The following is a 15,079-nucleotide window of genomic DNA, read 5'->3' as shown; positions in this document are numbered from 1 at the left end:
CCCCCGCGATGCTGCGTATCAGCCAAGAAGCCCTGACCTTCGACGATATCCTCCTTGTACCTGGCTACTCCGAGGTACTGCCCAATGAAGTCAGTCTCAAGACCCGTTTGACTCGTGGCATCGAGCTGAACATTCCCCTGGTCTCCGCCGCCATGGATACCGTGACCGAAGCGCGCCTGGCCATCGCCATGGCCCAGGAAGGCGGCATCGGCATCATCCACAAGAACATGACCATCGAGCAGCAGGCCGGCGAAGTACGCAAGGTCAAGAAGTTCGAGGCCGGCGTGGTCAAGGACCCGATCACCATCGACGCCGACGCCACCGTGCGCGACCTGTTCGAACTGACCCGCCTGAACAACATCTCCGGTGTTCCGGTACTGGCCAACGGTGATCTGGTCGGCATCGTCACCTCCCGTGACGTGCGCTTCGAGAACCGCCTGGATGCCAAGGTCCGCGAGGTGATGACGCCCAAAGAGCGCCTGGTCACCGTGCGCGAGGGCGCCGACAAGAACGAAGTCCGTGAGCTGCTGCACAAGCACCGCCTGGAAAAAGTCCTGATCGTCGACGACAAGTTCAACCTCAAGGGCATGATGACCGTCAAGGACATCGAAAAAGCCAAGGCCTACCCGCTGGCCAGCAAGGACGACCAGGGTCGCCTGCGCGTCGGCGCCGCAGTCGGCACCGGCAAGGACACCGGTGAGCGCGTTGCCGCCCTGGTGGCCGCTGGCGTTGACGTGGTGGTGGTGGACACCGCCCACGGTCATTCCAAGGGCGTGATCGATCGCGTTCGCTGGGTGAAAGAGACCTACCCGCAAGTGCAGGTGATCGGCGGCAACATCGCCACCGGCGCCGCCGCCAAGGCCCTGGCTGAAGCCGGCGCCGACGCGGTCAAGGTCGGCATCGGCCCAGGCTCGATCTGCACCACCCGTATCGTTGCCGGTGTCGGCGTGCCGCAGATCAGCGCCATCGCCAACGTCGCCGCCGCGCTGGAAGGCACTGGCGTGCCGCTGATCGCCGACGGCGGCATCCGTTTCTCGGGTGACCTGTCCAAGGCCATCGTCGCCGGCGCTTCGTGCGTGATGATGGGTTCGATGTTCGCCGGTACCGAAGAGGCTCCGGGTGAAGTCGAGCTGTTCCAGGGCCGCTCCTACAAGGCCTACCGTGGCATGGGCTCGCTGGGTGCCATGGCACAGGCGCAAGGCTCCTCCGACCGCTACTTCCAGGACTCCTCGGCCGGCGCCGAGAAGCTGGTGCCGGAAGGCATCGAAGGCCGCGTGCCGTACAAGGGCGCCCTGGCCGCGATCATCCACCAGCTGATGGGCGGCCTGCGTTCGTCCATGGGCTACACCGGCAGCGCGACCATCGAAGAGATGCGCACCAAGCCGGAGTTCGTGCGCATCACCGGTGCCGGCATGGCCGAATCCCACGTGCATGACGTGCAGATCACCAAAGAAGCCCCTAACTACCGGGTCGGCTGACGCCTCCAGTCGTCAGTTGCAAGCTTCAAGCTACAAGCTACAAGCTACAAGCTACAAGCTACAAGCGGTAGCTGCGCTGCAGCCGCTACCGCGTTTTCCCCGATCAACTTGCAGCTTGCGGCTTGAAGCTTGCGGCTGCATCAGAGATTGAGTCATGGCCCTCGACATTCACGCTCACCGCATCCTGATCCTCGATTTCGGTTCCCAGTACACCCAGCTGATCGCCCGCCGCGTGCGCGAGATCGGTGTGTACTGCGAGCTGCACCCGTTCGACATGGACGATGAAGCGATCCGCGAATTCAACCCGCGCGGCATCATCCTGGCCGGTGGCCCCGAGTCGGTCCACGAAGCCAACAGCCCACGCGCCCCGCAGGCCGTGTTCGACCTGAAGGTCCCGGTACTGGGCATTTGCTACGGCATGCAGACCATGGCCGAGCAGATGGGCGGCAAGGTCGAAGGTTCCGACCTGCGCGAGTTCGGCTACGCCCGCGTCGACGTGGTCGGCAAGAGCCGCCTGCTCGACGGCATCGAAGACCACGTCGACGATGACGGCGTGCTGGGCCTGGACGTGTGGATGAGCCACGGCGACAAGGTCACCCAGATGCCGGGCAACTTCAGCGTGCTGGCCAGCACCCCGAGCTGCCCGATCGCCGGCATGTACGACGATGCCCTGGGCTACTACGGCGTGCAGTTCCACCCGGAAGTGACCCACACCAAGCAAGGCGGTCGCATCCTGTCGCGCTTCGTCCAGGACATCTGTGGCTGCGAAGCCCTGTGGACCCCGTCCAACATCGTCGAAGACGCCATCGCCCAGGTTCGCGAGCAAGTTGGTTCGGCCAACGTCCTGCTGGGCCTGTCCGGCGGTGTCGACTCCTCCGTGGTTGCCGCGCTGCTGCACCGCGCCATCGGCGACCAGCTGACCTGCGTGTTCGTCGACAACGGCCTGCTGCGCCTGCACGAAGGCGACCAGGTGATGGCCATGTTCAAGGAGAACATGGGCGTCAAGGTCATCCGCGCCGACGCCGAGAAGCAGTTCCTCGACAACCTGGCCGGCGAAGCCGACCCGGAGAAAAAGCGCAAGATCATCGGTCGCACCTTCATCGACGTGTTCGATGCCGAGGCCAGCAAGCTGGACAACATCCAGTTCCTCGCCCAGGGCACCATCTACCCGGACGTGATCGAGTCGGCTGGCGCCAAGAGTGGCAAGGCCCACGTGATCAAGTCGCACCACAACGTCGGTGGCCTGCCGGAGGAGATGAACCTCAAGCTGGTCGAGCCACTGCGCGAACTGTTCAAGGACGAAGTGCGCAAGATCGGCCTGGAACTGGGCCTGCCGTACGACATGGTCTACCGCCACCCGTTCCCGGGCCCGGGCCTGGGCGTGCGCATTCTCGGTGAGGTGAAGAAGGAATACGCCGACATCCTGCGTCGCGCCGACCACATCTTCATCGAAGAACTGCGCAAGGCCGACTGGTATCACAAGACCAGCCAGGCGTTCGTGGTGTTCCAGCCGGTCAAGTCGGTCGGCGTCGTCGGCGACGGTCGTCGCTACGCCTGGGTCGTGGCCCTGCGCGCCGTCGAGACCGTGGACTTCATGACCGCGCGCTGGGCACACCTGCCGTACGAGCTGCTGGAAACCGTCAGCGGTCGCATCATCAACGAAATCGACGGCATCTCCCGCGTCACCTACGACGTGTCGAGCAAGCCGCCGGCCACCATCGAGTGGGAGTAACCCCGCAGTGCTGCACGACTGCATGACTGTATGAAAGAACCGGCTTTGGCCGGTTTTTTCATGTCTGCACTGGCGGCGCTTGGTCTCGCTATTGAAAGTGCCGCATTGTGTTGGCAGCAGCTCTTTGTCGGAAGCTGGAAATCGTCAAATATGGAAGACCAGTATGAAAGTCCTCACAGATGATGAGATTAACGTTGCGTACGCTCACGTCAGGGCAGTAGACGAAGGGCGTGTGGGACCAGATAGAGCAAATTATCTTGCGTTAACGGACGCTGATTTTGAACTTCTCTTGTACAGCATCTATCGAGGGCGTGCATCTGAGTCGTCGTGGTACAGCAATCTTCGCTTGATGGTCACAGGAGCTGATCAAGGACGGGATGTTTGGCTCACGAAGGATGAGAAGCCAGTTGGGCTTATTCAGTGCAAAAAGGTTAAGGCCGGTTTCACCCGGCCGGACACGCTCCGTGAGGTAATTAAGTTCCTTCTAAATGTTGTGCTTGAGCCGGCGCTTATGCCGGACCCGGCTAGTTTTCGATTTGTTCTTGCCCTTGCTTCGGATCCTGCCAGCACTACAACCGATTTTTTCGATGCACCACAGACTTGGCTAACTGCCAATGAAACTGAGCTTTTAAGTCTGGTTGCCGATGTCATTAAAAAGTATGAAGCATTCTCGATGCTGAAGATCGAGGCTGTCATGCCAGGCATCAGAGCTGCCCTGAAGAACCTGAAATATGAGCTTCATAGACCAGTCGACCTAGATGCGTTACTGGAGGACATTCCTGCTGTCCGCCAACGTTTTTTCAAAGTTCAACTTGTTGTGGCTGTGGAGGATGCCGAGGCCATGATTGAGGCTCGGTTCGCTGCAGCTGGCTTAGTCTCAAAGACCACACAAACATTCACCAGAGCTGATGTTGAGGAAGACATAACACGGGGGTCGCGCGGTCTGGCCGACTGGTCTCAACAGATTTGGGGGCAGCATATAGAGCGACCAGAATTCGACGATCTGATCCACCGGATCAGTCGGCACCCTGCAGGCTCTACGTTAGTCGTCGGAGGCGCAGGGACTGGGAAGTCAGCACTTCTCGCTGAGCTGTATTGTGCCCTCAAAGCCCGCGGCCAGATTGTGCTAGCGATAAAGGCCGACATGCTTAGCCCTAATATTGTGAATTTCGCCGACCTCGCTCGCGATCTTGGTATGTCAGGTGACATCGAACAGGAGCTTCTCTCGCTGGCGGTTGAAGCCCCGGTTGTGTTGATCATTGATCAGCTTGACGCTGTCAGTGAAGTGATGGACCAAAGTTCACAGCGCATGCAGGTCTTACTTCGCCTTGCGTCTCGGCTACAGGAGGCAGAGAGTCAAGAGGGCAATAAACTTCCCATTCACGTAATCGTTTCTTCGCGACCATTTGAGGCGAAGTTCGACGCTCGATTTAGGTTACTTGATGCGGATGAGTTACTACTTGCTCTGCCTCCGTTCGAGCGGATATCCACACTGCTTGGTGAACTCGGTATTGACTCCACGGTTGTGCCGGATAGTCTCAAAGAGACGCTGCGTACACCTTTTGCTCTCGCTATATACGTTGATCTTGCCAAGTCTGGCTTGAATCCTGCGGATTTTACAGCAGCAAACTTACTTGATCGATGGCTCGACAAAAAACTACCTGTAGGGACTGCGCGTGCTTCGTGTCTGGCGTTCTTGCGCCAACTCGCAGCTGACATGACTCAGTATGAGAGCCTCTGGCGGCCGGCCGCTCACTATGATCCTGATTACAGCGAGATGCTGCGTTGGGCCGAGTCAATTGGCATCGTCATCCGCGAAGACGCCAGTATCGGATTCAGTCATCAGTCATGGCTCGATGATTTCCAAGCTAAGACACTCCGAACCGCACAAGAGCTGGCTGATTATGCATGGAGTCGCCAAGAAGGCTTATTTGCGCGGGGAACAGTCTTGCGCGGCCTTGAGCACATGCGAAGGGTTGATACGGCTTCCTATGAGGTTGCTATTCGCTTGTTGCTACCAAACCCCAAGACACGCAGACATTTGCGCCATCTTGTGGCCGATTATTTGGCGAGTGTTGATGATCCAAGTGCAAGTGATATTGCTTGGGTCGATTGGATGGCGCGTAACGATCATGCACTTGCGAATCGGGCATTCAGGCAGCTAGCGACAAGATGGCCGTGCTGGAGGTCAGGGGTGCTGCCGCTCCTTCCTTTTCTTCTACAGGACGAAAAGCATCGCTGGAATGCGACCATGTTGCTCGTTCGAGAAGTTGCTGAGGACTCGAGCAAAGTTATGGATCTGGTCGACCGCTATTGGTCGGATACTTCACATGACGGAGATGTGTTTAGTCTCTTTGAGCGTTCTGGTATTGCGACCGACCGTGCAATCGCCCATGTCCGTACGATCTTTAATCGAACGATGTTGGCAGATTGGGCGATATCCCATTACACCAAAACTTTACATGAGAACGGTAATACTCACGTTGCTTTGGATCTCATTTCATTTTGGGCTGAGTTGCAGCCTGCGGATCGGCACAATGACATCAGCGTTTATGGCATTGAAAAGATTGCGGCAGCCGCACCGCTCTATTGTGCCGAACGGCTCCTGCCTTGGTTTGTCGGGGTGGCATCGCGAGAGGTTGGTGATGGACGGCCAGGGCATCGGTATCCGCAATCGATATCTGTTCCATACGATTGGAAACATGACTCTGGCCAAGGGCATTTGACGCAGCTCCTGCGAAGTGTGCTCGAAGAGTCAGCAGTTTCTGACCCGCTAGGTGTGCGCACCTTGCTTGTTACTGTTGGTGCTGTAGAAATTGATGAGGTCCAGTCGCTAGTGGCCGATACCCTGGCGGCGAACTCGGCTGTATTTGCTGAGTATGCGCTTGCGTTTCTCCTGACCGATCAGCGGCGTCTTCATCTAGGTAGCGATATGTTCGATGATGAAAGAAGTGTCGGCCACATGATCTGTGGTTGGTCGTCAAGCACACTGATTGCCCAGATCACTCCCTACCTCTCGCTCGCTGATATTGAGCGGATGCGCGATTACATTGAGGCTTGGGAGCCTTGGGGGGAAGAATTACAGGAAGAGCGAGATCCTGCCCATCGAAGGCAATTGCTCCGTTGGTCTGATGAGCGGAGGTTGCGTTTACTTGCCGAACTACCTGTGCAAGTACTGACACCCCGTCGTCGTAGGCAAGTTGAGGAGTGGCAGGCCGAACAGCCCACGCTACGAGCAAAGCGTGGCGGTCGGAGGATGGCGCAGTTCGTTGGATCACCCATGAGCCACGATCAGATGGCGAAAGCCAGTGACGATGCGATTATCAAAATGCTCGATGCAGTAAATGACCACACTGGGCGTCATGAGCACCCGAAACACTGGTTGAAGGGTGGTGTTACTGAGTTGTCTCGGGCTTTTGCTGCGTTTGCGAAGTCGTTTCCAGATCGTGTTCTTCGTATCATTCCGCGTTTACAGCCGGGTCTGCACGAGCAGGTTACAGGCGCCGCGATTAGGGAGTTGTCGGCGGTTGAGGCAGTTGACGCTCAGACACAGAAAGCTTTGATTTGGGATGCCCAGTCCCGTGGCTTTTCGTCGACTAGCTTTCGCCACGATGTTGCCAGCGCCATGGAGGTACTCGCTAAACGCCTGAAAGGTCTTGAGGGTCGTGACATCGAGTTGCTCAAAGGCTGGCTGCAGCGCGACCCCAATGTGTTGGCCGCAGAAACACTACGTCACGCCGAGTTAAACAAATCCAATCGTGAGAGGAATGAAAAACCAGATCAACGCCCTGAGGCCATGCTATTTGGCCGGGGCGGGGGGATGCATTTTCTCCCTCAGCGCAATTTTACGCTGCTGTCCGCGATCGCGGCGGGATATATTTATCGTGACGGCGTGGATTGTGATGGTTGGCTCTCGGAGTTGGAACTACACGTTACTTATCCTGAAGATCCCGAGGTTTGGAGTGCGATCCTAATATTCAGGTCGCATGAACTTTGGTGGGCAGATTCGGCAAGAGTGGGCGAGCTGATTGAGGCGATCTGGCGGAGGTTTCCAGCGGCGTTTGAAGATGCAGCTGTAGTCCAGCCGTTGTGGCGCCTGCGCGTTCGCATGCATACGAGCTTACAGCAGGAGATTGTCAACTTCTGGCTCACTCATAGCGATCATAAGCTTAGGCAGATTGGTGGTGAGTTCTCTGCTGCTAGCGTGATTGTCGATAGCACTGCTTCTTGTGGGATGGGCGAGATAGTCGAAGCGGTGAAGGGCGGGAATGATGTTTCCGCCAGGTCTGGTGTGTTATTTGCGGCAGCGGCGGGGTGGGGTGAACTTGATCACGATATTCGAAGCCGCTCGCATGCCTACCTCATTTCTATGGCCAGCATTGTTAGTGGGTTCGAGGCTCATGCGCTATCTACAGCTGTAGATTGTGGCGAGCGATTACCTCCCGATGAGATGACGCGAGCCCTGCTGGCTTCTGTTGCAGTAAATATTGATCTGCTCAGAGAGTCGATGGGGTTGCTGTTTGTACGCTCGCTTCAGCACCTGTTGCTTTATCCAGGCTTTGAAATGCTGGTGCTTGAAATCGCAGAGGCTGCAACTGAGCTTGCACGTAAATCGCCAGATAGGACCGTTGGAGGGATGTACGACGGCGAATTTATAGGGCTTGTGATTGCACTTCAGCGCTCACCAATAGAGATCAAAACTCGTGCGATGACGATCTACGAGCGCCTGCTTGACGCAGAGGTTTACGGCGCTGAGGACGCTGCAGCATTTGCGCTGCGTCGTTAAGGCTCAAGCCGGATCCGCTCAACCCGTTCGCTTCCTAGCCTCTCAGAGCATGGATGTGACGATATCCAAATCAGTCGCCAGATTCGACTATGGACTGACGTTCTCCGGACTCCGGTTTTGATGCGGCAGCTTTTACCGGCCTTGCCTTGGGAAGGTGTTCCTAGCGAGATCACTCTCAAGAGCAGTCATTCGCATGGTATTTATCATGGTCTCGAAATGGAATTTGCTTTAAGGAGTACGGTTAAAAGTGGCTATAGGTACCTATTGATAATAGAGTGGGAATGATCCCGCGCCCGGCCCGGGCCGTGATCCGATAAGCGCAAAGCCCGCCGTCAGGCGGGCTTTGCCGTTTCTCAGCAGTGCCTGGCGACGCTGGCGTCCTGGCGTCGTTCAAGGCGTGTCAGGGACAGCAGCAGGGCTGCGCCTGCCAACGCTGCGGCCAACCACAGCATGTCGGCCAGACCGAGCTCGTCCACGATCTGCCCTCCTGCCCACGATCCCAGGGCAATAGCGCCATTGAACACGGCAATGTACAGCGCCGTGGCCACCTCCACCGCCGATGGCGCCGCCTTGATCATCCAGGTCATCAGCCCGACCGAAACGCCGCCATAGGCCAGGCCCCAGGTCAGCAGCGCGATGGTGCCGCCGACAGGCGTGTGGCCGACGCTCAGAAACATCGCCGGCACCAGCAGCAGTCCCAGTGCGATCAGCGCCAAGGTCGTGCCCGGCCGCTTCGAGGCGAGCAGGCCGACCAGGAAGTTGCCGGTCATCCCGGCCACGCCATAGGCGAACAGCAGCGCGCCGATCCACTGGTCATCGAACCCGGACCAGCCAAGCAGCAGGGGGCGCACGAAGGTGAAGGTCAGGAAGTGCCCCGCCACCAGCAACAGGGTGAGCAGCAACCCGATCCGTAGCGCACGATTGCCCGACTGCGCGAAAAACTGCCGCGCTGTCACCGCGCTGGCGACAGGCAATGGCGGCAGCACGGCGAGGTGCAACAGCAGCACCAATGCGCTGAGCGCGGCCATGCCGGCGAACGCCCAGCGCCAGCCGACGAAATCACCGATCATCGCGCCCAGCGGCACGCCCAGCACCGAGGCGGCCGCCACGCCACCAAAGATGATGGCCGTCGCCAGGCCGACGGCAGGGTTGGCTACCAGGCGTGCGGCCAGCCCTCCGGCGATGGCCCAGATGCCGCCGATGCAGAAGCCGACCAGCACCCGTGCCGCCAGCAGCCAGCCGATGTTCGGGGCCAGCGCCGAGGCGAGGTTGGCGAGCGCCAGCAGGCCCAGCAGGCCGCAGAGGATCCGCCGGCGGTCCACGCCGCCAGCGGCGACCACGACCAGAGGGGCGAACAGCGCGGCCAGCAGCGAGGGCAGGGTCAGTGTCAGGCCGGTGGTGCCGGTGCTGCTGTCCAGGGTTTCGGCGATGGGCGTCAGCAAGCCCACCGGCAACATTTCCGTGGTGACCACCGAGAAGGTGGCCAGACCCGCGGCGCCTACCGCGAGCCAGTTGTCATGCAGGGGTGCTGCGCCAGTCGATGTGCCCATGATCCAGTCCCTTGTCACTGCGAGGTGTGTTGGCGAAAATACGTGCAATGCGTATGAATGGATCATATACATACGCTTTGAATGTAATCAATCATGCAGTGTGTATGTAAAGGAGAGAGCGCATGGTCCGACGCACCCGCGCCGAGATGGAGCAGACGCGAGCCACGCTGCTGGCCATGGCGCGCAAGGTATTCAGTGAGCAGGGCTACGCCAATACCTCGATGGATGACCTGACAGCCCGAGCGGGTTTGACACGGGGCGCGCTCTACCATCATTTCGGTGACAAGCAGGGCTTGTTGGCGGCGGTGGTGGCGCAGATAGACGGCGAGGTAGACGAGCGCCTGAACCGCATCACCGTTACCGCCGAGGATGCCTGGGAAGGTTTCCAGCGCCGTTGTCGCACTTACCTCGAGATGGCCGTGGAGCCGGATATGCAACGCATCGTGCTGCGTGATGCCCGGGCGGTGCTGGGCGCTGCCTCGCACGCCTCGCACCAGCAGTGCCTGGCGACCATGCAGCGGCTGGTGCGGCAGTTGGTCGAGGGGGGCGTGATGACCCAGGCCGATCCGCGGGCATTGGCGGCATTGATCTATGGCAGCCTGGCCGAGGCCGCGCAGTGGATCGCGCAGGGAGAGGATAGCGAGGCGCGCCTGGAACAGGGGCTTGAAGCCCTGAGGCTACTGTTGCGCGGGTTGTTGGCCCACAGGTGATGACCGATCCTGACGCGGCCCCGACACGATTGTTCACAGACGTCCTGCCGATTCTTGTCCACACTGCGTTTCTTCGGCTTTGTACAAGGATGCTGTGCCATGGCGCTTCATGCAGCAGTAGTGGGTGGCGGCATTCTCGGTGCCTCGATTGCCTGGCATCTCGCCCGTCGGGGGGCCAGGGTCACCGTGTTCGAGCGCGAGCGTGCCATGGGCCAGGGCGTCACCGGCCAATCCTACGGCTGGGTTGGCACGGGTAGCCGCCTGCCTTCCGAGCATCCCGCCCGGTTCGCACTCGAGCAGCAGGCGCTCGGCGAGTTCGCTCGTCTGGCACAGACCCTTGGGCCATTGCCGGTGGCTGCGCAGGGCGCCTTGATCTGGCTCGACAGTGACCAGCAAACCCAGCGCATGCTCGCCGAGCAGCAGGCCGCTGGCGTGAGCATGGCGGAGGTCGGACGCAAGCAGATCCAGCAACTGGAACCGGCCCTGGCACGGCCGCCGGAGCTGGCGCTCTGGGCGCCTGAAGAGTTTGCCGTGGAACCGGACCAGTTGGCCCACCGCCTGCTGGCCGCCGCGCAAGCGGATGGCGCACGCTTGCTGGCCGGCTGTGAGGTTTCGGGTCTTGTACTCAATGGGCATCGGGTCTGCGGCGTGCGTACCCTGGGTGGCGTCATCCAGGCTGACGTGGTGGTGCTGGCCAACGCGATGGGCGCTCAGGCATTGGTCGGCCCGCTGGATGTGCAACTGCCTCTTTACGAAGAACCGGCGGTGTTGCTGCGCTTCGATGCCCGATCCGTATCACTGCGTCATCTGCTTTATGGCCAGTCCCTTGAACTGCGCCCGACGCTGGCCGGTGGCTTGTTGTCTGCCGCCGATTTTCCTGGGCATGACAAGCTGCAAGCCCTGGGCCGGGACAGCCTGGCGGCGGTTCGCCAATCACTGCACCCGGACTGCGCGGTGACGTTGCGTTCGCTGCATGCCGTGCAACGACCCAAGACAACCGATGGCTGGCCGCTACGTCGGTTTCTGCCAGGCTTCGAGGGGCTGTTTGTCGCTGTCGCCCATCCAGGCGTCATTCTGGCGCCGCTGCTGGGCCGGCAGACCGCTGAAGACATACTTGCAGTGCAGTCGGCATGATCTGCTGCCGGCGATCCTGGCGAACCAGTGGGAGCCATGCGCATGGGGCTCGGATGGATAATGGAGGCGTTGCGCCGCTGGCCGTCCTGCGACAAGACTTCACTTAATATTTCGCAAATGCAGGTGTATCGTATTCGCCCTTCATCGCCAGCCCCGCTGGCAGCTTGATCGCGCTGAAACGAGGTACCCGCACTGATGTCCTTTACCCGTCGACAAATGCTCAAGGGCCTGACCGGCCTGGTGGTGGTAGGTCTAGGCGCCGGAGGCGCGGCGCGCTACTGGCTGGGCAAGGTCGAGGACGACAACGCCGGGCACGACTACGAACTGATCGCCGCGCCCCTGGATGTCGAGTTGGTGCCGGGCTTCAAGACCGAAGCCTGGGCCTTCGGCCCGTCGGCGCCGGGTACCGAGCTGCGGGTGCGCCAAGGCACCTGGCTGCGGGTGCGCTTCATCAACCGCCTGCCGGTGGAGACCACCATTCACTGGCATGGCATTCGCCTGCCGCTGGAGATGGACGGAGTGCCGTACGTCTCGCAGCTGCCGGTCAAGCCGGGCGAGTACTTCGACTACAAGTTCCGCGTGCCGGATGCCGGCAGCTATTGGTACCACCCGCATGTGAGCAGCTCCGAGGAGCTGGGGCGCGGCCTGGTCGGGCCGCTGATCGTCGAGGAGCGCGAGCCGACCGGCTTCAGGCACGAGCGCACGCTGAGCCTGAAGAACTGGCACGTGGACGAGCAGGGTGCCTGGATGCCCTTCAGCATCCCCCGTGAGGCTGCCCGCAACGGCACCGCGGGGCGCCTGATCACCATCAATGGCCAACCTGAGTCGGTCACCGAACTGCCGGCGGGGCAGGTCGTGCGGGTGCGCCTGCTGAACCTGGACAACACCTGGACCTACCGGTTGAACCTCAAGGGCAACTGCGAGGCGATGATCTACGCCCTCGACGGCAATCCGGTCACTCCGCGTCCGCTGGACGACGAGTACTGGCTTGGCCCGGGCATGCGCATCTGCCTGGCGATCCGCATTCCCGAGGCCGGCGAAGAGATCTCCCTGCGCGATGGATTCGTGCGCCTGGGCACCCTGCGCTCGGTGGCCAGCAGCGAAGCGCCTGGCGACTGGCCCAAGGCGCTGCCGCCCAATCCGGTGGCCGAACCGGACCTGGAGAACGCCGAGAAGCTCAACTTCAATTTCGAATGGGTCGGCAAGGTCTCGGTGAACACCGAGAACGGCAAGCCGCCGAGCCTGTGGCAGATCAACGGCCAGGCCTGGGACATCACCGACAAGACCTGCGCCGACCGGCCGATCGCCACGCTGCGCAAGGGCAAGAGCTATATCTTCGAGCTGAAGAACATGACCCAGTACCAGCACCCGATCCACCTGCACGGCATGAGTTTCAAGGTGATCGCCTCGAATCGGCGCAAGATTGTCGAGCCGTGGTTCACCGACACCTACCTGCTGGGCAAGAACGAGCGGGCGCAGGTGGCGCTGGTGGCGGACAACCCCGGCACCTGGATGTTCCACTGCCACGTCATCGACCACATGGAAACCGGCCTGATGGCCGCGATCGCGGTGGTCTGATGCGACCGCAGATCATCGATCGCAGCCGCGACCAGGAATTCATGCGCCTGGCCCTGGAGCTGGCGGCGCAGGGCGCGGCCCTGGGCGAAGTGCCGGTGGGCGCGGTGCTGGTGCAGCATGGCCAGGTGATTGGCCAGGGCTTCAATCGGCCGATCATCGACAGCGACCCCAGTGCTCATGCCGAAATGGTGGCGATTCGCGCCGCGGCCAAGTCCGCCAGCAACTACCGGTTGCCGGGCAGCACGCTGTACGTGACCCTGGAGCCGTGCAGCATGTGCGCGGGGTTGATCGTGCATTCGCGGGTGGCACGGGTGGTCTACGGGGCGCTGGAGCCCAAGGCGGGGATCGTGCAGAGCCAGGGGCAGTTCTTCGGGCAGGGCTTTCTCAATCATCGGGTGATGGTCGAGGGTGGGGTGCTGGCGCAGGAGTGCGGGGCGATCCTGAGCGAGTTCTTCAAGGCGCGGCGGGCGAAAGGTCAATGATCGATCGCGGGGCAAGCCCGCTCCCACGGGTATCGTGGGAGCGGGCTTGCCCCGCGATGGCGTCACATCGGCGGTGACTGCTCCGCCGGCTTGTCCTTGTTCACCCCCGGCACATGCAGGTTGCCCTCGGCCACCTGGCCTTCGAGCTGCGGCTGCGTCACCCAGGTGAGGATGTCGTAGTAGCGGCGGATGTTGGCCACGAAGTGCACCGGCTCGCCGCCGCGGGCATAACCGTACTTGGTCTTGCTGTACCACTGCTTCTGCGACAGGCGCGGCAGCATCTTCTTCACGTCCAGCCACTTGTTCGGGTTCAGGCCTTCGCGCTTGGCCAAGGTGCGGGCGTCTTCCAGGTGGCCGCTGCCGACGTTGTAGGCCGCCAGGGCGAACCAGGTGCGGTCCGGTTCCTTGATGCTGTCGTCGAGTTGGTCCTTGACCAGCATGAAGTACTTGGCGCCGCCCTGGATGCTTTGCTTGGGATCCAGGCGGTTGGACACGCCCATGGCCTGGGCGGTGCGCTGGGTGAGCATCATCAGGCCGCGCACGCCGGTCTTGGAGGTGACCTCCGGCTGCCACATCGACTCCTGGTAGCCGATCGCGGCGAGCAGGCGCCAGTCGACCTGCTCGACCTTGGAGCTGGTCTTGAAGTGCTTTTCGTACTTGGGCAGGCGCTGCTGCAGGTGCTGGGCGAAGGTGTAGGCACCGACGTAGCCGAGGACATCGACGTGGCCGTAGTAACGGTCCTTCAGGCGCTGCAGGGTGCCGTTCTTCTGCGACTTGTCGAGAAACTCGTTGATCTCGTTGAGCAGGCTGTTGTCTTCGCCGGCAGCCACCGCCCAGCGCTGGTCGCGGGTGTCGCCCAGGTCGAAGGCCACGCGCACGTTGGGGAAGTACACCTGGTTCATCGCCAGTTCGTTGGAGTCGACCAGGGTCAGGTCGATCTGGCCCTCGTCGACCATGCGCAGCAGGTCGACCACTTCGACGGCGTCGGACTCCTCGTACTCCAGCCCCGGGTTCTGCTTTTTCAGCTCGGCGAGCTGGTCGGCGTGGCTGCTGCCCTTGAGCACCATGATCTTCTTGCCCACCAGGCCCTTGACGCTGGTCGGCCGCGAGCGGCCATTGCGGTAGATGACCTGCGGGGTCACTTCAAGGTAGGGGTGGGAGAACTTCGCCTGGGCGGCGCGGCGTTCGCTGCTGACCAGGCCGGCGGCGGCCAGCACCGGGCCGGAGGGCTTGCCCAGCTGGTCGAACAGCTCGTCGAGGTTGTCGGCGGTCTCGATCTCGAGCTTCACGCCCAGGTCGTCGGCGAAGCGCTTGACCAGTTCGTACTCGAAGCCGGTTTCGCCGTTGCGGTCCTGGAAGTAGGTGGCCGGGCTGTTGCGGGTAATTACGCGCAATACGCCATCCTCCTTGACGCGTTCGAGGGTGCTGGGTTTTTCAACGCAGGCACCGAGCATCAGGAAGAGTCCGGTTGCGAGGAGCCATCTGGCGCATCGCTGGCGCAAAGCAGTGTGGGCGAACATAGGGTGCAGTATACGCAAAGGACCGGCGGCGCCATATCTCGACAATGGTTGGCAGGTCTGTTAGCGGATATGAGCTGCAAGCTGCAAGCTGCAAGCAGCAAGCAGCAAG

At 61.0% G+C, this 15,079-nt stretch carries 9 protein-coding genes; 7 read left to right on the top strand and 2 right to left on the bottom strand.

Going from position 1 to position 15,079, the window contains the following annotated elements:
• The first annotated feature begins 8 nt into the window (after nt 1-8).
• From guaB to N5D48_RS04745, 3 genes are all read left to right on the top strand, one after another.
• Nucleotides 9-1,478, top strand: a complete 1,470-nt coding sequence (gene guaB, locus N5D48_RS04755) for an IMP dehydrogenase (protein ID WP_279881663.1) — start codon at nt 9-11, stop codon at nt 1,476-1,478.
• A 154-nt stretch (nt 1,479-1,632) separates the two neighbouring features.
• Complete coding sequence (guaA, locus tag N5D48_RS04750) at nt 1,633-3,210, top strand: glutamine-hydrolyzing GMP synthase (RefSeq protein WP_279881661.1); 1,578 nt, start codon at nt 1,633-1,635, stop codon at nt 3,208-3,210.
• Nucleotides 3,211-3,373: 163 nt separating this feature from the next.
• On the top strand, nt 3,374-7,996 hold the full coding sequence (locus N5D48_RS04745; RefSeq protein ID WP_279881659.1) for an ATP-binding protein: 4,623 nt from the start codon (nt 3,374-3,376) through the stop codon (nt 7,994-7,996).
• Nucleotides 7,997-8,349: 353 nt separating this feature from the next.
• Here N5D48_RS04745 and N5D48_RS04740 read toward each other — a convergent pair whose 3' ends face one another.
• A complete protein-coding gene (locus N5D48_RS04740; protein WP_279881657.1) occupies nt 8,350-9,546 on the bottom strand; it encodes an MFS transporter in 1,197 nt (398 codons plus the stop codon).
• A gap of 122 nt (nt 9,547-9,668) precedes the next feature.
• On the opposite strand from N5D48_RS04740, the gene N5D48_RS04735 reads away from it, so the two are divergent.
• From N5D48_RS04735 to tadA, 4 genes are all read left to right on the top strand, one after another.
• Nucleotides 9,669-10,256, top strand: coding sequence for a helix-turn-helix domain containing protein (locus N5D48_RS04735; protein WP_279881655.1), 588 nt, complete (start codon nt 9,669-9,671; stop codon nt 10,254-10,256).
• A 99-nt stretch (nt 10,257-10,355) separates the two neighbouring features.
• Nucleotides 10,356-11,390, top strand: coding sequence for an FAD-dependent oxidoreductase (locus N5D48_RS04730; RefSeq protein ID WP_279881652.1), 1,035 nt, complete (start codon nt 10,356-10,358; stop codon nt 11,388-11,390).
• A 195-nt stretch (nt 11,391-11,585) separates the two neighbouring features.
• Nucleotides 11,586-12,968 (top strand): multicopper oxidase family protein, encoded by a 1,383-nt coding sequence (locus N5D48_RS04725; RefSeq protein WP_279881649.1) that lies wholly within the window; start codon nt 11,586-11,588, stop codon nt 12,966-12,968.
• The gene (tadA, locus tag N5D48_RS04720; RefSeq protein ID WP_279881646.1) at nt 12,968-13,450 is read left to right on the top strand and encodes a tRNA adenosine(34) deaminase TadA; all 483 of its coding nucleotides are present in this window, start codon (nt 12,968-12,970) and stop codon (nt 13,448-13,450) included. The genes N5D48_RS04725 and tadA overlap by 1 nt, the downstream gene beginning before the upstream one ends.
• A gap of 62 nt (nt 13,451-13,512) precedes the next feature.
• On the opposite strand, the gene mltF is transcribed toward tadA, so the two are convergent.
• The gene (gene mltF, locus N5D48_RS04715) at nt 13,513-14,970 is read right to left on the bottom strand and encodes a membrane-bound lytic murein transglycosylase MltF (RefSeq protein WP_279881644.1); all 1,458 of its coding nucleotides are present in this window, start codon (nt 14,968-14,970) and stop codon (nt 13,513-13,515) included.
• Nucleotides 14,971-15,079: the final 109 nt, after the last annotated feature.

This window comes from Pseudomonas sp. GD03858 (assembly GCF_029840925.1).
Lineage (GTDB): Bacteria > Pseudomonadota > Gammaproteobacteria > Pseudomonadales > Pseudomonadaceae > Aquipseudomonas.
This window is presented reverse-complemented; position numbering and strand designations above follow the sequence as displayed.